Origin of the sequence: Alkaliphilus pronyensis (assembly GCF_009017275.1) — a bacterium.
Classification (GTDB): domain Bacteria; phylum Bacillota; class Clostridia; order Peptostreptococcales; family Natronincolaceae; genus Alkaliphilus_C; species Alkaliphilus_C pronyensis.
Genome location: NZ_WBZC01000066.1, coordinates 1 through 17,394, shown reverse-complemented (window position 1 = coordinate 17,394; position 17,394 = coordinate 1). Strand labels below are relative to the sequence as shown.

Annotated in this window: 15 protein-coding genes; 1 reads left to right on the top strand and 14 read right to left on the bottom strand. The window is 34.0% G+C overall.

What is annotated here, in order from left to right; all coding sequences use genetic code 11:
- Window positions 1-297: 297 nt before the first annotated feature.
- Window positions 298-2,946, top strand: coding sequence for a calcium-translocating P-type ATPase, SERCA-type (locus F8154_RS13840; protein ID WP_151862217.1), 2,649 nt, complete (start codon window positions 298-300; stop codon window positions 2,944-2,946).
- Between the two features lie 3 nt (window positions 2,947-2,949).
- Here F8154_RS13840 and F8154_RS13835 read toward each other — a convergent pair whose 3' ends face one another.
- From F8154_RS13835 to F8154_RS13775, 14 genes are all read right to left on the bottom strand, one after another.
- The gene (locus F8154_RS13835; RefSeq protein WP_151862216.1) at window positions 2,950-4,308 is read right to left on the bottom strand and encodes a sensor histidine kinase; all 1,359 of its coding nucleotides are present in this window, start codon (window positions 4,306-4,308) and stop codon (window positions 2,950-2,952) included.
- Window positions 4,301-4,975 carry a response regulator transcription factor gene (locus tag F8154_RS13830; RefSeq protein ID WP_151862215.1) on the bottom strand — a complete coding sequence of 225 codons (675 nt, stop codon included), beginning with the start codon at window positions 4,973-4,975 and terminating at the stop codon, window positions 4,301-4,303. The genes F8154_RS13835 and F8154_RS13830 overlap by 8 nt, the downstream gene beginning before the upstream one ends.
- Window positions 4,976-5,100: 125 nt before the next feature.
- Complete coding sequence (locus F8154_RS13825) at window positions 5,101-5,655, bottom strand: hypothetical protein (protein ID WP_151862214.1); 555 nt, start codon at window positions 5,653-5,655, stop codon at window positions 5,101-5,103.
- Between the two features lie 103 nt (window positions 5,656-5,758).
- Window positions 5,759-6,874, bottom strand: a complete 1,116-nt coding sequence (locus tag F8154_RS13820) for a 4-hydroxybutyrate dehydrogenase (protein ID WP_151862213.1) — start codon at window positions 6,872-6,874, stop codon at window positions 5,759-5,761.
- A gap of 30 nt (window positions 6,875-6,904) precedes the next feature.
- Window positions 6,905-7,429, bottom strand: a complete 525-nt coding sequence (locus F8154_RS13815) for a hypothetical protein (protein WP_151862212.1) — start codon at window positions 7,427-7,429, stop codon at window positions 6,905-6,907.
- 304 nt (window positions 7,430-7,733) lie between these two features.
- Window positions 7,734-9,830 carry an FtsX-like permease family protein gene (locus F8154_RS13810; protein WP_151862211.1) on the bottom strand — a complete coding sequence of 699 codons (2,097 nt, stop codon included), beginning with the start codon at window positions 9,828-9,830 and terminating at the stop codon, window positions 7,734-7,736.
- On the bottom strand, window positions 9,830-10,585 hold the full coding sequence (locus F8154_RS13805; RefSeq protein WP_151862210.1) for an ABC transporter ATP-binding protein: 756 nt from the start codon (window positions 10,583-10,585) through the stop codon (window positions 9,830-9,832). Before F8154_RS13805 ends, F8154_RS13810 begins: the two co-directional genes overlap by 1 nt.
- Before the next feature lie 118 nt (window positions 10,586-10,703).
- Window positions 10,704-11,717 carry a sensor histidine kinase gene (locus tag F8154_RS13800; protein ID WP_192930312.1) on the bottom strand — a complete coding sequence of 338 codons (1,014 nt, stop codon included), beginning with the start codon at window positions 11,715-11,717 and terminating at the stop codon, window positions 10,704-10,706.
- The gene (locus F8154_RS13795; RefSeq protein ID WP_151862208.1) at window positions 11,701-12,378 is read right to left on the bottom strand and encodes a response regulator transcription factor; all 678 of its coding nucleotides are present in this window, start codon (window positions 12,376-12,378) and stop codon (window positions 11,701-11,703) included. The genes F8154_RS13800 and F8154_RS13795 overlap by 17 nt, the downstream gene beginning before the upstream one ends.
- A gap of 57 nt (window positions 12,379-12,435) precedes the next feature.
- Entirely contained in the window at window positions 12,436-12,576 is a 141-nt protein-coding gene (locus tag F8154_RS15230; RefSeq protein WP_192930311.1) for a hypothetical protein, read from the bottom strand.
- Window positions 12,577-12,796: 220 nt separating this feature from the next.
- Window positions 12,797-14,590 carry an NADH-dependent [FeFe] hydrogenase, group A6 gene (locus F8154_RS13790; protein ID WP_151862207.1) on the bottom strand — a complete coding sequence of 598 codons (1,794 nt, stop codon included), beginning with the start codon at window positions 14,588-14,590 and terminating at the stop codon, window positions 12,797-12,799.
- Window positions 14,591-14,607: 17 nt separating this feature from the next.
- A complete protein-coding gene (locus tag F8154_RS13785) occupies window positions 14,608-16,254 on the bottom strand; it encodes a NuoF family protein (RefSeq protein WP_151862206.1) in 1,647 nt (548 codons plus the stop codon).
- A 21-nt stretch (window positions 16,255-16,275) separates the two neighbouring features.
- Window positions 16,276-16,665, bottom strand: coding sequence for a (2Fe-2S) ferredoxin domain-containing protein (locus F8154_RS13780; RefSeq protein WP_151862205.1), 390 nt, complete (start codon window positions 16,663-16,665; stop codon window positions 16,276-16,278).
- An 11-nt stretch (window positions 16,666-16,676) separates the two neighbouring features.
- Window positions 16,677-17,189, bottom strand: a complete 513-nt coding sequence (locus F8154_RS13775; RefSeq protein ID WP_151862204.1) for an NADH-quinone oxidoreductase subunit NuoE family protein — start codon at window positions 17,187-17,189, stop codon at window positions 16,677-16,679.
- Window positions 17,190-17,394: the final 205 nt, after the last annotated feature.

Here is a 17,394-nt window from a genome sequence, read left to right as displayed (position 1 = left end):
CCAGAAACAAGGTTATTGGACATTGAGGCAGTCAAGGGTCAAGATGAACGAGCAAGCTCGCCCTTGACTGCCAGGATATTTACTAACTAGATTTTGTGCAAAGGTAATTTCCATAACTGTAGAATTTACTCCTGCAAACCTGAATTTAAATTTTCATTTAAGTACTGTGACTTTTGCAGTGATTTTGGGCATTATATTAAAACACATGTTTTGTTAGATTAATTACTATATTATACTGCTATAGCATTTTATGGTTAAGTACATATAAAAAGAATTATACAAGGAGTTTGATAAGTAATGAAGGAAACAGAAACTTTTAAAATGGATATAGACACCCTATTGAAGGACTTAGAAGTTGATCCAAACCTTGGGTTAAGGGATGTTGATGTGGAAAAAAGAAGAAATGAGTATGGAGACAATGCCCTAGAAAAGAAAAAGGGAGAAACACTATTTGCAAAGTTTTTTAACCAGTTTAAAAATTTTATGGTTATTATACTATTGGTAGCTGCCTTAGTATCTGGGCTTCTCGGTGAGTTTAAGGATACGATAATAATATCTATTGTTGTTATTATTAATGCTATTTTAGGTTTAATTCAAGAGAATAAAGCAGAAAAGTCTCTTGAGGCTTTAAAAAATATGACTACACCACTGGCTAAAGTCACACGAAATGGGACTTTGCTTCAAGTGAAATCTACTGAGCTGGTTCCTGGAGATATTATTAATTTAGAGAGTGGGGATTATGTACCGGCGGATGGAAGAATATTAGAGGAGTCGAGCTTAAGGATTGAGGAATCTGCTTTGACAGGAGAATCAGTAGCCGTTGATAAGACTATAGAGGCTCCAGTGGGTGACAGGGTGCCCTTAGGAGATAGACGGAACATGGTTTACTCAACCAGCATGGTTACCCACGGAAGAGGCAAAATAGTTGTGACTAATACAGGTATGAATACTGAAATAGGGAAGATAGCAAAAATGCTAGAAGGTGAGTCAAAGCTGAAGACTCCACTTCAGGTAAAGCTAGAGGATTTGGGTAGATACTTAGGAATTTTAGCTCTTTCTGTCTGTGCTGTTATATTTTTACTGGGCTATTATCAAGGTAGACCACTGCTAGAGATGTTTATGCTTGCTGTCTCCTTGGCAGTAGCTGCAATTCCAGAGGGACTCCCTGCAATAGTAACCATTGTACTATCATTAGGAGTGCAAAGGATGATAAAGAAGAATGCCATAGTTAAAAGATTACCAGCAGTTGAAACCTTAGGTACTGCATCAATCATATGCTCTGACAAAACCGGTACTTTAACTGAAAATAAAATGACTGTAACTAAACTATATACATATGATGAAAAGACAGAGGCTATAGGCAATGAACTAAATAGTAATGAATCAAAAAAACTAACCCTAGAAATAGCCTTGCTTTGTAATGATTCTACAATTACGGAGGAAAAGGGAGAGAAAAAAGAAATAGGTGATCCAACTGAGATTGCTTTAGTGGTTTTAGCTTATCAGTATGGTATGTTTAAAAAATCTATGGAAGAAAGCAAACCTAGAGTTAACGAAATTCCCTTCGATTCCGATAGGAAGTTAATGTCAACTATACATAAAGAAGCTTCAGGATTAAGGGTATATACTAAAGGTGCTCCCGATGTATTGTTGGAAAGGTGTAATTACCTGCTGATAAATAATGAAGTTAAAGAGTTAACAGCAGAAGTTAGGGATAAAATAAGGGCTGCTAACCAAAATATGGCTAATGATGCATTGAGGGTATTGGCCTTTGCTTATAAGACAATTGAAAGTAATCCTGCAAACCCAACCTCCGACACCTTAGAGAATGACTTAATATTTGTTGGGTTAATGGGTATGATTGATCCTCCGAGGGAGGAAGTAAAAATGGCAGTTAAAAAGTGTAGAGCTGCTGGAATAAGACCTATAATGATAACTGGGGATTATAAGTTAACTGCTATAACAATAGCTAAAAAGCTGGGTATATTAGATGAAAAAACTACAGCTATTGAAGGAAGGGAGCTAGATGATTTATCAGATGAAGAGTTAGCAAGCAACGTTGATAAATACTCTGTTTATGCTAGGGTTTCCCCAGAGCATAAGGTTAGAATAGTTAAGGCATGGCAGGCTAATGATAAAACTGTTGCAATGACAGGTGATGGGGTGAACGATGCACCTTCATTGAAGGCTGCCAATATAGGATGTGCTATGGGAATAACAGGAACTGATGTTTCTAAAGAAGCTGCCGATATAGTTCTAACAGATGATAACTTTTCAACCATAGTTGCAGCAGTAGAAGAGGGTAGAAACATATATGAAAACATTAAAAAATCTATACATTATTTATTGTCCTGTAACATTGGGGAAATAGTTGCTTTATTCATTGCTCTATTAATTAACATACCTAGCCCATTAATACCAATACACATTTTATGGATTAATCTAGTTACTGATAGTTTACCGGCCCTGTCTTTAGGTGTAGACCCTCCTGAGGCTGATATTATGAGTAAAAAGCCAAGAATATCAGGGGAGAGTATTTTTGCAGAGGGTCTTGGAATATTCATAGTTCTAAGGGGTATTATTATTGGTTTAGTAGCACTGTTGGCCTTCTATTCTGGATGGAGCAACAGTGTAGAGATAGGCAGAACAATGGCCTTTTTAACTTTGGCCTTCTCACAGTTTGCAAATAGCCTAAGTGTACGATCTTTGGATAAATCTTTACTAAAGATAGGTGTATTTAGTAATAAAAGATTGATTGGCGCTATTGTTATTTCTGCCAGTTTAATGTTTAGCGTTTTATTAATACCCTTTTTTAGAAGTGCCTTTGAATTAGCCCTTCTAAACTTTAATCAATGGCTTTTAGTGTTTATATATTCTTTAATTCCCTTTGTATTTGGTGAACTGCTAAAAAAGCTATTGAAATCAAAAACAGTTAAAGCCATATAATACTCACTTCTTTGTTTTAACACATTTAATAGGCAAATTCAGTGTAAAGCATGCGCCATTCGGTAGCATGTTTTTTGCTTTTACAGTTCCACCATGGCCTTCAATAATAGCCTTTACAATAGCTAAACCAATGCCTGTGCCTCCATTTTCCCCCTTATAGAAGCGTTCGAAAACAATTTTTTCTTCTCCTTCCTTAAAGCCTGGGCCATCATCCTTTATTACTAACTCTGCATAAGATTCCTTAATATGCCCTTCAATATCTATATGGCTATTGGCAAATCTTAAACAATTACCTAAAATATTAACCATCGCCCTTAAAATCTCTTCTCCATTTAGGGTAGTAACTGGATATTCACCAGATATATTAATGTTAATTTCTCTTTCTTTGGCTATTGCCCTAACCCTTTCTACTGACTGATGAACTATATCCCCTAAATCAAGCTCCTTTTTATTCAAGCTATTGTCAGAGCTTTCTAATCTGGTCAAATATATTACTTCATCCACTGTTTTTTTAAGTCTTTGACTTTCTTCAATAATTATTTCTAAGCTCCTTTTAACATCATCTCCCTCAACTATACCCTCCTTAATGGCCTCGGCATAACCCTGTATAGACATTAAGGGAGTCTTTAGCTCATGGGAAGTGTTTTGCAAAAACCTCATTTGCTTCTCGTCATAATCCCTAAGCTTACTTGTTAAAGAGTTAAAGGTTTCTGTTAAATCTTCTATTTCATCTCCAGTTTTAATTTGCAAAGGCTTAGAATTACTTATACTGAAGTCTTTGATATAGTCGGTTAGCTTTTTTATAGGTGAGGTTATTCTTTTTTCAAAGGCAAATGCCATTATTATAGCTATAACACCTGCAATTATTAAGCTAAATAACTGTACCCTACCCATTAACCAATTTATGGCCTTTATATCTTGGGCTTTGGCAACTAATATAACCTGTCCTACCACCTTGCCTGAATTACTATTTATTGGTAATTTTGTAGTAACATAATCTCTATCCCTCTTTGTTCCATTAATAATTCTACTATATTGTGAAAGCTCCCCTGCTTTGATGTTTGAGAATATGATTTTTCTTTCATTGTTTATAACAAATATTTTAGCTTGAAGGTTAGATGTAATTAATCTTAATTCCCTATTAGCAATTAGCCTATCCCTTACACTCATTTCTGTTAAGGGGTAATCCTCTATCTGATTAACGATTGTCTTACCCTCCTGAAGCATTTGTTTTTTAGCTACACTAACTAAATACCTATGGGATATAATATTAAATGTTAACCCCGTAATAAGTATAATTGAAAGTAGCAAGGTAAAATATGAAATTAACAATCTTTTTCCGATTTTGCCCTTTTTAGCCATCTACCCTATACCCATATCCCCATACAGTTGTAATATCAACTTGAGATTCCTTTTCCTTCAATTTTTTCCTCAGTCTTTTTACAAGGTCGTCAACAATTCTTGAATCACTTATGTAGTCATAGCCCCATACCCTTTCCTGTAGCTGCTCCCTAGTGAAGGGTTGATTTTGATGCTTGCATAAAAACTCAAATAGCTCATATTCTTTATTTGAAAGCTTCAGCTCTTCACCATTACATTCTACATAACGTCTATTGGTTAAAAGCTTTATGTTCTTTAGGTTAATCTCTTTATCCTCTATACTAGCACTCTGTAGTCGTCTAAAAATATTTTTAACTCTAGCCACCAGCTCTCGAGGGCTAAAGGGCTTTGATAAATAATCATCTCCACCAATCTCTAAGCCTAAAATCCTATCAAACTCCTCATCACGGGCTGACACAAAAATAATAGGTAGATTACTTTCCTTCCTTATCTCTTTACAAAGCTCCAAGCCGTTAATGCCCGGTAGCATTATATCCAGCACTAATAGGTCTGGCTTTAATCTATGAATTTCTTCCATAATTAAGCTACCATCCTGAAAGGTTATTACACTATAGCCCTCCTTTTCAAGATATTTCTTAATTAATTCTCTAATATTAAACTCATCCTCTACCACAAATATTTTCTTCATAAAACTCTTCACCCCTAAGACTATTATATATAAAGCTATACTATTAAGTAAAGAGAGATAGGCTCCAGTTCACCTATCTCTAATGTTATGTCTATTTTTTTAAACAATAGCTATACGCTATTACTTTAAATCTCTACAGTTAGTATTTCTATTATATCATCCATTACACTTATTTTTTCTGTCATCATGTTATTTATAGCTGTTTTATTAGTAATGACGTTATTAATATACTCTCTAGCTTCATCTGTTTCATTATTTTTTACCGCCTCTTTAAAGCTTTTAAAATCTTCCTTTACAGCTTCTCTGGTTTCCTTTAATTTACTGTTAATATCCTTTATCTCTTGCCTTGCTTCCCTCGCCTGCTTAAGCTCCTCCTGCATTTCATTATCTCTAGCATTGATGTATAAATCAAGAATTGTGCCTTGCCTTTCAGTTACCTCTATTCTTAGCTCTAATCTTTCAATTTTAAGCTTATTTAATTGCTGTAGCTCTTCTTGAAACTCCTTCATTGCTGTGAATCTTTTTGATTCTCCCCTTAGCTCTTTAAGGTCAAACTCTCTATTTAGCATCTTCATGTTTTCCTCTAAAGAGGCTGTTCCTTCTACTGGGTTAGCATAAACACTGGCTACTCCTACAGCAAATATACACAACATTAAAGCCACTGAAACTAATTTTTTCATACTTTATCTCTCCTTTTTTTTATTTTTTTTTACTACAACCTTATTATAGGAGAGAAGTTTGGAATAACTATGTAGAAAATGTGGTAAAATTGTATGAAAAATTTTAGTATAGTTTTTTATATATGCTTAAAATATCCTCCCTTGAAAGCTCCACATAATTGTTTGACAAAAGTCTTTGTTGGGTATTTAAAACGCTATCTGCAAATAACTGAATCTCTTCTTCTGTCATGCCATAGGTTTTAAGTGGGTTTTTAGGTAAAAGCTCTCCAAGAACCTCTTCTAGTTTTATATAAACCTTGTCTTCACTAACCCTTAATATATTTGACAACAATAAATTAACTTCTTTTATTCTTCCATTAGGCTTTTTATAATTATAAGTCTTAAATACCTCAGTAAACAGCTGATAATTTGCCTCCCCATGGGGTACATGATACTTCCCCCCAAGAGGGTAGGATAGGGCATGTACAGCGCCTACTCCTGTGTTTCCAAATGCTATGCCTGCATAGTTGCTTGCTATCAGCATATCCTCTAATTTCTCAAACCTATATTCTTCTCCCTTTTTAATAATGCCTAAATATATATCCAATATTGTTTCTATAGCCTTACTACTATATATCTGTGTATAATGATTAGACCTTGGGGATACATGGGATTCTATGGCATGGATTAGAGCATCTATTGAACTATATATGTAATATTTATAGGGTAGACTTTTTAAAAATTCTGGCACCAAAACTGCATAATCAGGAAACAATTCTTCAGTTGCAAGTCCCATTTTGGTTGACCTAGACTTTATTTCTGCTATGGTTATATTTGTAACTTCGCTACCAGTTCCACATGTAGTTGGAATAGCAATTAATTCTCTGCTTTTTGTTAAAGGAACTTTCTTATCAAATGCATCAACAACATTATCTATATCCTTAAGTATTAATAGCTTCCCTATATCCAAGACGGTTCCTCCACCAACTGCTATTAGCCTATCATATTCTACTTTTTTTGCTTCCTTTATAATTGAATTTATCATTTCATCTGTGGGCTCTCCACCACCAAACTCCTCCTGCATTATAAACCTAGAATTTAGCTTTAGGTCTGTCATAAATTCATCATATAAAAATCTATTTGTCAGTACTAAGTCTCTATCTCCTAAGCCAAATTCCTTGGTAAAGTCTTTAAAAGTTTCTGATTTATGAATTTTTGTTTTTAATCTAAATATCTCCATTTTCCTCCCCCTTCTGTTTGTTATTAATAATCAGTTTTGCGACTTTCCAATTAAATTATTAATATATTTATAATCAAATTCTGAATTTCTAACTTTATAGTAACCTGAATTTCTAACTTTATGGTAACGCCTAGAAAAACCCGAAATACTTCTGTTACTAGAGATATTAAGAATAGATAAATCTCCCGAAGATATATAGTTAATAAATACTTTAGAATTAGATCTTGTGTCATAGCTAAGCATATAATTAAACTTAAGATCCTCGCTTTGTATGTTATCATTTCTTTTTCTTTTTATAGGAATTAAATCAAGATCACTCAAATATTTAAGAATAAGTTCATTGTTATCTTTATTTTCACTACGACCTATAAAAGAATCGTCAAGATTAGTTCTGTGTCTATAGTCCATACAGTGAATAGTACTTGGTATACCCATTTCTATATCAGAAATAGGATTTCGAGGTATTAGATAATATATATAATTTTGGTAGATGATTTTTCCTAAAAGCAAAAGAACGATTCCAATAATTACGTATTTACACTTAACTTTTCTCATAGAAGACTGCACTCCTTTCACTTTATATACTCTACATCATATTGATATTTACATTGCGTTTTAGAAAATTAGTTGAAGGTACTTTAATAAGCATTAAATATATTATATCAAGTTTCTTCTTATACATATACCCGAAGTTTTGCAGCAAGTAAATATATAGCTAAGTCTAAATCAATGTAATACTAATTGATTTAGACTTTTTTTATTTTATTTTATAAATATTTTAGATTAATGTGCATTAATATTGTATTATTGATTTATATCATAATTTCTCTCTATTTTAGTTGAGTAAAAACTAATGCAATTAAATCTTATTAGTAAGATTAATTACTTCCTTTAAATATTTTTTTCTACTTATCATATAAAATATAAACTGAGCCATTGAACCCCAAATAAAAATCATTAAGGCATTTTTCATAAACATTTCTAGTATTTCTGAGTTAGATAGCGTTACATACAGGTAATATAGCCCCATTCCTCCCCCAATAATTACTGGGGCAAAAAAGGTTATGGCTAACTCTTTGGTAATAATAGATTTAATCTCTTTTTCTGACATTCCTATTGTGGTCAGGGCTTTTAGCCTTGTTTTTTCATCATCTATATCAGCTAAAACCTTGTAGTATAAAACTACTCCATTAGCTACTACAAACAACAAACCTATAAATATCATAATAAACAGCACCATTCCATTGTTAGTCAGTTGAAGTCTTTGAAGCTCATTTTTATATATCGGTCTGTAGGCTTCCGCAGTACCCCTCTCATCATAGGATGTTGTACCCCAAAGGTTACCCTTCCTCCAGTATGAACTATCAAGACCATTTACATCCCTTAAATGGGTGAGCAATGCTTGAAAAGTCCTATCTCCATTTTTCACCTTCATTAGGTGCAGTTTCTTTAATGATTCTTCCTCTAGGTTTCTTTTTAATAGTTGGTAATCATTATTATCTAAAATAAATGCATCGCCAGAGGAGTATTCATTAGTTAGTCTATAATTAGTGAATTCTACACCCTTCTCTACCTTTATCATTTTTTCATCAAAGTATAAGGAGGTAGATTCTTCTATAATACTCTCAAACTGTTTTTTACATATTTTATAGTTGTTTCTTGATGTTATCTCCTTAACCTTTTTTATTTCTTCTTTGCTTAAAACAGTTACTATAGACTTTGGTTGTTGATAATTAGTCTTCTCATTAAACACCATTACATAAATGGCTTCTTTAGGTTTTACATCTACATTAGTATTCATATGGGCATTATAATTACTTTCACTTATAATTGTTTGTCTAGCATTTCTAAAGGTTAAATCTTCACCCTCAGACCAAAACAACGGTGCTTCCAGATATTCTAACACTTTGTATTCTTGTATTTCCCCATCATTAGTATTAATTTTATTAAATACTTCTTCTTTGTTAACCCTATTATATTGGCTGCTTTCCACAAACATAATATCATAGGGGTTATTCTTATTTATCTCATCTCCAGTTGTTGCATATAGGGAATAGCTTGCCCCCACAAAAAACATCCCCCCTGCCAATAGTAATGAAAGCATATATAAAATGTTTTTGTAGGCTAAAAACCTATGGGATAAATTAGATAAAACCATTATATTATTATTGTATAGCATTGGAAATCTACTAAAAACATATTTAATAATTGAGATTATCGACCCAATAATCATATATGGAGATATTATTGTTAAAATAATAAACACCCATACCATATAGTTTTGCTCCTGAAAAATCTCTTTAAACAATGCCTTTGGCAAGCAATATATAGAAACTATAAACACCACTAAAGAAATAACTCCTATTAATATCCTTGCTTTTCCTACTTCCTTTTTACTATGGACTTTTAAAACATCAATTATTGATGATCTACTTATAAAAATGTAATTAAATAGAAGGTTTGCAAGGTATATTAGGGTAAAAACACCAACGCTTAATAAAACACTCTCATAATTAATTTCATATGCAATAGTAGTTCCTTCTAATATTTTGTTTAGCCCCATATAAAATAATCTTCCAAATAAGCCACCAGCTATAATCCCTGTTATTAATGCTGCCAACATTATTCCGAGGTTTTCTATAAATATTAGCTTGTTTAAATCCCTAGTAGTCATCCCCAATGTTAGATATACTCCAAATTCTTTACCTCTATTTTTTAAGAAGGATATATTGGTGTAGGTGATAAAAACCATTGAAAATATAATTATTCCTGTTAGTGACAGGATAACTGTTTCGTATAGGGCTGATTGTCCTATACTCTTTTCAATTGTTGAGTTAAACATTAAGCTGCCATACATAAATAACATAGCAATAACTAGGGAATTTACAAAGTAAAAGGATATATATTTATTGAAATTGTATATAAAGTTTTTCCGTATTATACTAGAAAAAGTCATTAGCTAACCCCTCCTATAATACTCTGTACTTCTAATATCTTATCGAAAAACTGTTTTCTATCGCCGTTGGAGTTTATCTCCATTTTTACTTTGCCATCCTTTATAAAAATCACTCTTTTGCAAAAAGATGCCGCAAAAGGATCGTGGGTTACCATTAATACTGTACTACTGATGTCTTGATTCATTTTACCCATAATACCCATTATATTGTTTGACGATTTTGAGTCAAGATTTCCTGTTGGTTCATCAGCAAAAACTATTGCTGGGTCATTTATTAAAGCCCTTGCTGCAGCAACTCTTTGCTTTTCTCCTCCTGATATGTTATAGGGGTATTTTTTCTTTAAATCTTCTATGTTAAAAAAGCTCATAAGCTCATTAACTCTATTTTCAATATTCTTAGGATTCACCTTATCCAGTATAAGGGGCAGTGCAATATTTTCTTCTAATGTCAAGCTATCTAATAGGTTAAAGTCTTGAAATATATAACCAATATTTTTTCTTCTAAATAGAGTAACCTCATCTTTTTTCATGGTGGTAATATCCCTATTATTTAAATAGACTTCTCCTGATGTGCCTTTATCTACTCCAGAAAGGATATTTAAAAGGCTAGTTTTACCACTTCCACTAGGCCCCATAATTGCAACAAATTCACCTTTACCTATAGATAGGCTTATACCATCTAATGCTTTTACTTCCTTTGCTCCTTTAAAGGCATTGTAAACCTTTGTTAGACTATTAACTCTTAATATTTCCATTTTTTTGCCCTCCTTATATACTAAGAAAAAAACTAAGCTTTCTTTATATCCTTAGTATAAAAGGAAACCCATATCTATCAAATGGATTCCCCTTACATTACCTTACAATTTTGAAAGGTTACTTATTTAAAATAGTATTATTCTTATAAAAGGTAATCTTAACAACTGTTCCAGCCCCCACCTTTGACTGAATTTCAACACTATGTCCAAGCTTTTTTGCTATAATCCTAACCATATAAAGACCAATACCAGTTGACCTTCTTTCTTTTCTACCATTACCACCAGTATAAAAGGGTTCAAAAACTCTTGCTAATTCTTCTTTAGCTATTCCAATACCTTCATCCTTAATAATCAGTTCAGTTGAGTCTTTGCTATTAATTTCATATATATGTATTTTGTTTCCTATGTTACTGTTAGAGTATTTAACTGCATTAGCTAGTATTTGCTCTAGCATGTAGCCACACCATTTTTTATCTGTGTAAACATAAGTGTTCTCATCTATATCTACCTTTGGAAATACTCCTTTATATATAAAGTCTCTTTTCTTCCCATTTATTGTATGATTAACAAGCTCCCTTAAACTACAGGAGCTTGTTACATAATCCCGTGAAAAGTCCTGTAGCCTTAGTACATTTAATGCCTCTTCCAAATTTTTTTTAAGCATATTATTTTCTTCTTTTATATCATGTAAATATCTATTATCTTTTGGCTGTAGGCTAATTTTTTCACTGGCTAGATCTATTACAGTAATAGAGGTTTTCATATTATGTATCCATTGGGAAAACAGATTATCCCTATCACTAATTGCTTGTTTTAAGGAATGTAGCTTCTTTAGATAATAATCATGAATATAGCCTATTGTATTAAACACATCTTCTTCACCAGAATCTTTATTATTAAGGCCATAGTCTGGACTTACCTTGCTTTCCTTTAATTTTTCTAAAAATCCCCTATATTTTATGGTTACAATCATGAAATAAACTAAAATTATAAATCCACTTAACATAAGTGGATATATTAGTTCACTGTTTTGGTATAGTAGATTGAAGAATAGTAAAATAATAAGGGAATTCAATATCAGAGTAATTAATTCTAACCCTTTAACCCTTACAACCTTAATTATCAATTCCATTAAAGACATAGCCTACCCCTCTTTTAGTTATAATGGCATTATGGATTCCTAGATTACTTAGTTTCTTCTTCACTCTAGTCATATTAACTGTTAATGTATTATCCTCCACAAAGGTAGTATCATCCCATAGGGCCTCTAAAAGATCCTCCCTTGTAATGATTTTTCCAACATTACTTAACAGCATATTAAGTATTATATATTCATTTTTTGTAAGGTCTATTATTTCATCTTTATATTTTAGCTTCATACTATCATGAACTACATATAGCAAGCTTTCATTCTCTTCCTCTGCTTCTGTATACTGGCCCACCCTCCTTAGTAGGGCTTTTATTTTAGCAAGTAAAATTCCTATACTAAAGGGCTTTGTTATATAGTCGTCTGCTCCTATCTCCATTCCTCTAATCTGTTCACCCTCATGGCTTCTAGCCGATAGTATTATTACTGGAATACTATAGGCTTTTCTTATAAGCTTTAGGTAGTAGAAGCCATCAAATTTAGGCAAATTAATATCTAGCACTATTAAATGTGGTTTAATCTCCTCTACCTTAGCCAGTACATTATCGAAATCATCAATTGTAACTGCATTGTAGCCATAGGCCTCTAAGTACTCTTTTATGTAATCCTTTAGTTTTACATCATCTTCTATTATTAGAATAGTCATATTCTCCACCTATTTATTTAAATTAGCTCTTTAGTTATTATATAGCCTAAGTGTAATTTAACTAAATCCTTTTATCATTAGCCCAAATAATTTTGAAAACTCTACTGCTTGCATAGGTGAAACAATTGCACCCTTAATATCATCAAGTCTTACACCTACTTCTTCAAGATTTGAGTCACTTAAGTCTATTCCTGCCAAGTTAATATAACTTTGGTATTAATTTAAGAATTTATATATTGTGTTTATTACTATTATCTAAATGGTACTAACTTGCTAAATTAAACTATGTACGTATATTTAAATTATAGTATTCATTATAATAATAGTCAAAAGTAAAACATAATTAGTTCTATCAATAAAATTACAAAAGCCGAATGGTAAACCATTCAGCTTCTATAAAAACTAATTATATATTTTTTTATATTCTTTCCCTTTCTTCGTAGTGGGTATGCAGTAATCTATGGGCTTTATCCCCAAAGGGTTTGCCTATATATTCTTCATAAAGCTTAAGTACCTCTCTGTTTTCATGGGACTTTCTTACTTTCTTTTCCTTATCTTCTTGGTATAGTCCTTGCTGTCGCTTTTTTATAACCTCGTCATTGCCATGATGGTAGGGTTGACCTCCTCCCCCAATACATCCACCTGGACAGGCCATAATTTCTATAATGTCATACTTTGACTTACCCTCTCTTATTTCCTCCAATAGCCTTCGTGCATTTCCAAGACCACTTGCTATACCTATTCTTATTTCTCTATCTCCCATTTTGACAGTTGCATCCCTTAGTCCCGTTGCACCTCTTAACTGTTGAAATACTACATCTTCTCCCTTTAATTCATCTCCAGTAATCCATTCATAGGCTGTTCGTACAGCTGCCTCAGCAACTCCACCAGTTGTACCAAAAATAACGGAGGCTCCAGTTGTTTCTCCAAGGGGATGATCAAACTCACTATCGGGCAATTGAGTGAACTCTATCCCTGCTTCTTTAATCATTGCACCTAGCTCACGGGTGGTAACCACTATATCTACGTTATTATGCTCATCTTTTGTAAGTTCAGGTCTAGCAGCTTCAGCCTTTTTAGCTATACATGGCATTATAGAAACTACTACAATATTATCTGGGTCGATGTTATTCTTCTCTGCATAGTAGGTTTTTGCTATAGTACCAAACATAATATGTGGTGACTTAGAAGTTGAGGGTACCTCTAATAGCTCTGGAAACTGATGCTCTATAAACTTAACCCAGGCGGGACAGCAGCTTGTTAGCATAGGTAATGTCTTATTATTCTCTAAGCGATAAATAAATTCTGAAGCCTCCTCCATTATGGTAACATCAGCACCAAAGTCCGTATCAAATACAGCATCAAACCCCATACGCTTTAATGCAGTAACCATTTTTCCTGTTACCCTTGACCCTGCCTCCATTCCAAATAGTTCTCCTAGGGCTACTCGAATGGCAGGGGCAGTTTGTACAACCACATGCTTATCTGGATCGTTTATAGCCGCCCATACCTTGTCTGTATGATACATTTCTGTAAGGGCAGCTGTGGGACATACCTGTACACATTGACCACAATAGGTACAGGATGATTCCACCATTGGAATATTAAAGGCTGGCCCTACAAATGCATCGAAGCCACGTCCTATCCCTGATAATATTCCACAGGTTTGAATTACATTGCATCCAGTCTCACAGCGTCTACAGTAAATACACTTGTTTGAGTCCTTTACTATTGCATCGCTGGACATATCTTTGGGGTAATCCATTCTTTCCCCTTCCCAGCGAATTTCCCTTACATTTAGCTCATCTGCTAAGGCCTGTAGCTCACACTCTAAGTTTTTGGGGCATGTAAAGCACTGGTTAGGATGATTAGATAATAGCAGCTCAACCGCCATTCGCCTAGCTGTTATAGAACGAATTGTGTCGGTTCTCACTGTTATACCTTCATAGGCCTTTGTTACACATGCAGGTACAAGCTTATTTTTACTGTTATCCTTTGGGTCAACCTGCTCAACCATGCAAACTCTACAGGATGCAGTTTTATTATATAGCTGAAGATCATGTAAATCTAAATGGCATAGAGTTGGAATTTTCACGCCCGCCTCATGGGAGGCTTCTAAAATAGTAATGCCCTGTGGCACCTTCATTTCTAAATCATTTATTTTAATATTTATTTGCTTCTTATCTTCATTGTTTTTATTATTCATAGTCATATTTTCACCTCTCTTTATTAGGCATCTATTACAGCTTTATTTTTTACCTTGGACTTTTCTTCTTCCTTTGTTTTGTCAGCATCCTTAATAAAATCTAAGTATTCATTCCAAAAATGCTTCATTGTACTTATTACTGGGTTTGGAGCAGTTTGGCATAAACCACATAAAGAGCTATCCTTAACCATGTAGGATAATTGCTTTATTGAATCTAAATCCGCCATGGTTGCATTTCCACTGGTTATTTTGTTTAACAGCTCATATATTCTTTTGGTACCTATTTTTCCTGGAGCACATTTTCCACATGCCTCGTCCATGGTAAACTCCAGATAAAACTTAGCGATATTAACCATGTTATCGTCCTCGTCCATTACAATCATACCGCCTGACCCCATCATAGAGCCCTTTGCAAGTAAGCTGTCATAGTCTATGGGTGTGTCTAGGTCTTTTTCTGTAATAACACCTCCAGAGGGTCCTCCTGTTTGTACAGCCTTAAACTTCTTACCCTTGGGAATTCCTCCTCCTATATCAAAAATTATTTCCCTTAAGGTTATTCCCATAGGTACTTCTACCAAACCAACATTGTTTACCTTCCCAGCCAATGCAAAAACCTTAGTGCCATTGCTTTTTTCTGTTCCTATTGATGAAAACCACTTTGCTCCTCTATTTATGATGGCGGGAATGTTTGCAAAGGTTTCTACATTGTTTACACAGGTTGGGTGACCCCAATATCCCTTATGGGCAGGAAAGGGTGGCTTAAAATTAGGCTCTCCCCTTTTTCCTTCACAGGAATTTAGTAGTGCTGTTTCTTCTCCACATACAAAGGCTCCTGCACCCAGCTTAATGTCTATATCAAAGCTAAAGTCACTGCCAAATATCTTTTCTCCCAGTAGACCTAGCTCTCTAGCTTGGCTTAAGGCGTTTTTAAGTCTTGCTATTGCAAGGGGATATTCTGCACGTATATAAACTAGCCCTTTATCTGCCCCTATTGCATAGCCTCCTATTGCCATTGCCTCAACTACACTATGGGGATCTCCCTCCAGTATACTTCTATCCATAAATGCTCCTGGGTCACCTTCATCTGCATTACATACCATAAACTTGACATTGCTGTCCTGTTCCTTAGCAATCTCCCATTTTACTCCTGTAGGAAAGCCTCCACCTCCACGTCCACGGAGACCTGATTCCTTTACTTCTTTTACTACTGCATCCGGTGTCATTGAGGTTAAAGCTTTTCCTAATGCTTCATATCCACCTAAAGCTATGTATTCATAAATATCTTCTGGGTTAATTAGCCCACAATTCTTTAGGGCTATTCTCAGTTGCTTCTTGTAAAAGGACATATCCTCATGCTTATCAACAGCTTCATCCATATCAGGCTCTCTAAATAGTAATCTATCTATCTTTCGTCCCTTAACAATATGCTCATCCACAATATCCTTGGCATCCTTTGGGCCTACCCTTACATAAAATATATTATCGGGATCTATTTTAACTATGGGCCCTTGCTCGCAAAAGCCAAAGCATCCAGTTTTAACAACCTTAACTTCATCACTGTATCCTCTTGCCTTTATAATTAGCTCTAAATTCTTAGCAACTTTTTCACTTTCACTTGCTAGGCAGCCTGTTCCTGCACAAACCAACACATTGGTACGTTCTCTAGCCATTAAGTATAACCTCCTATCTACTTATGCTCTTTCATGACTGATATTTATTGTTGAAGCTTTTACTACTTCTCCTTTTATAATATGGCTTTTCACTATACTACTTACCTTATCTTCAGTAATATTTCCATAGAACACAGGCTTATGACCTGGAATATTAACCTGCACTGTTGGCTCTGAGTGACAATATCCTATGCAGCCCACAGAAACTACCTTTACATTTTCTAGCTTTTCTTTTTCTATCTCCTTGACAAATGCATTGAGTGTTTCTCGTGCCCCTGATGATATACCACAGGTACCCATTCCTACAAGAATCTCAATAAAATCCCCTTTTGCCTCTCCATGTCTTAGGTTAACTCTACCCATAGACTCTTCTCTTATTTTTTTTAGCTGGTCTAATGACTTTATCTTCACTTAGATACCCCCTAGCTTTTATATTTTTTTATAATATCATCTAGCTCATCCTCTTTAACTCTTCCAAAAACCTTGTCATCCACCATTACTACTGGAGCAAGTCCACAGGCTCCGATACACCGAACATCCTTTAAAGTAAATAGACCGTCTTCAGTTATTTCATTGGATTCTACATTAAGCTTTTCCTTTAGTCTTTCAATAATTCTATCTGCTCCCCTAACAAAACAAGCAGTCCCCATGCAAACACTAATTGTATGCTTTCCCCCAGGCTTTGTAGTAAAGTATGAGTAAAAGCTTACTACACCATATACCTCTGCTCCTGGTATACCAAGCTTTCTAGCTACAAATAGCTGAACATCCCTAGGTAAATATCCGAAAATGCTTTGGGCCTTATGCAATATTGCAATTAAGCCTCCCTTAGTGGTTTCCATTCCATCAATAAACCTTTCCAGCTCGTGAAATTTTTCCATTGGCAGCTCCTGATTTATAGGTGCTGTAACACTTATGGATTGTGGTTTAGTCATGTTTTCCTTCCATCCTTTCCATATTGAATGATATTATTGAATTTATAGCTAATTTAATTACCTTTGAATTTTATTATTTTACTTTATCGTTATTTTTATATGTGTTTTACTTAAATATTTCACTTTTTCTAAAGACACAGAAAATATAGGTGTCTAAAAAAATTAACCTAATATAATCAAAGTAATAATAAAGTAGGGTAACTAT

Bases quoted from the DNA above. Each gene is read 5' to 3' on its own strand.
- F8154_RS13840 (WP_151862217.1), top strand. From the start codon at position 298: ATGAAGGAAACAGAAACTTTTAAAATGGATATAGACACCCTATTGAAG.
- F8154_RS13835 (WP_151862216.1), bottom strand. From the start codon at position 4,308: ATGGCTAAAAAGGGCAAAATCGGAAAAAGATTGTTAATTTCATATTTT.
- F8154_RS13830 (WP_151862215.1), bottom strand. From the start codon at position 4,975: ATGAAGAAAATATTTGTGGTAGAGGATGAGTTTAATATTAGAGAATTA.
- F8154_RS13825 (WP_151862214.1), bottom strand. From the start codon at position 5,655: ATGAAAAAATTAGTTTCAGTGGCTTTAATGTTGTGTATATTTGCTGTA.
- F8154_RS13820 (WP_151862213.1), bottom strand. From the start codon at position 6,874: ATGGAGATATTTAGATTAAAAACAAAAATTCATAAATCAGAAACTTTT.
- F8154_RS13815 (WP_151862212.1), bottom strand. From the start codon at position 7,429: ATGAGAAAAGTTAAGTGTAAATACGTAATTATTGGAATCGTTCTTTTG.
- F8154_RS13810 (WP_151862211.1), bottom strand. From the start codon at position 9,830: ATGACTTTTTCTAGTATAATACGGAAAAACTTTATATACAATTTCAAT.
- F8154_RS13805 (WP_151862210.1), bottom strand. From the start codon at position 10,585: ATGGAAATATTAAGAGTTAATAGTCTAACAAAGGTTTACAATGCCTTT.
- F8154_RS13800 (WP_192930312.1), bottom strand. From the start codon at position 11,717: ATGGAATTGATAATTAAGGTTGTAAGGGTTAAAGGGTTAGAATTAATT.
- F8154_RS13795 (WP_151862208.1), bottom strand. From the start codon at position 12,378: ATGACTATTCTAATAATAGAAGATGATGTAAAACTAAAGGATTACATA.
- F8154_RS13790 (WP_151862207.1), bottom strand. From the start codon at position 14,590: ATGACTATGAATAATAAAAACAATGAAGATAAGAAGCAAATAAATATT.
- F8154_RS13785 (WP_151862206.1), bottom strand. From the start codon at position 16,254: ATGGCTAGAGAACGTACCAATGTGTTGGTTTGTGCAGGAACAGGCTGC.
- F8154_RS13775 (WP_151862204.1), bottom strand. From the start codon at position 17,189: ATGACTAAACCACAATCCATAAGTGTTACAGCACCTATAAATCAGGAG.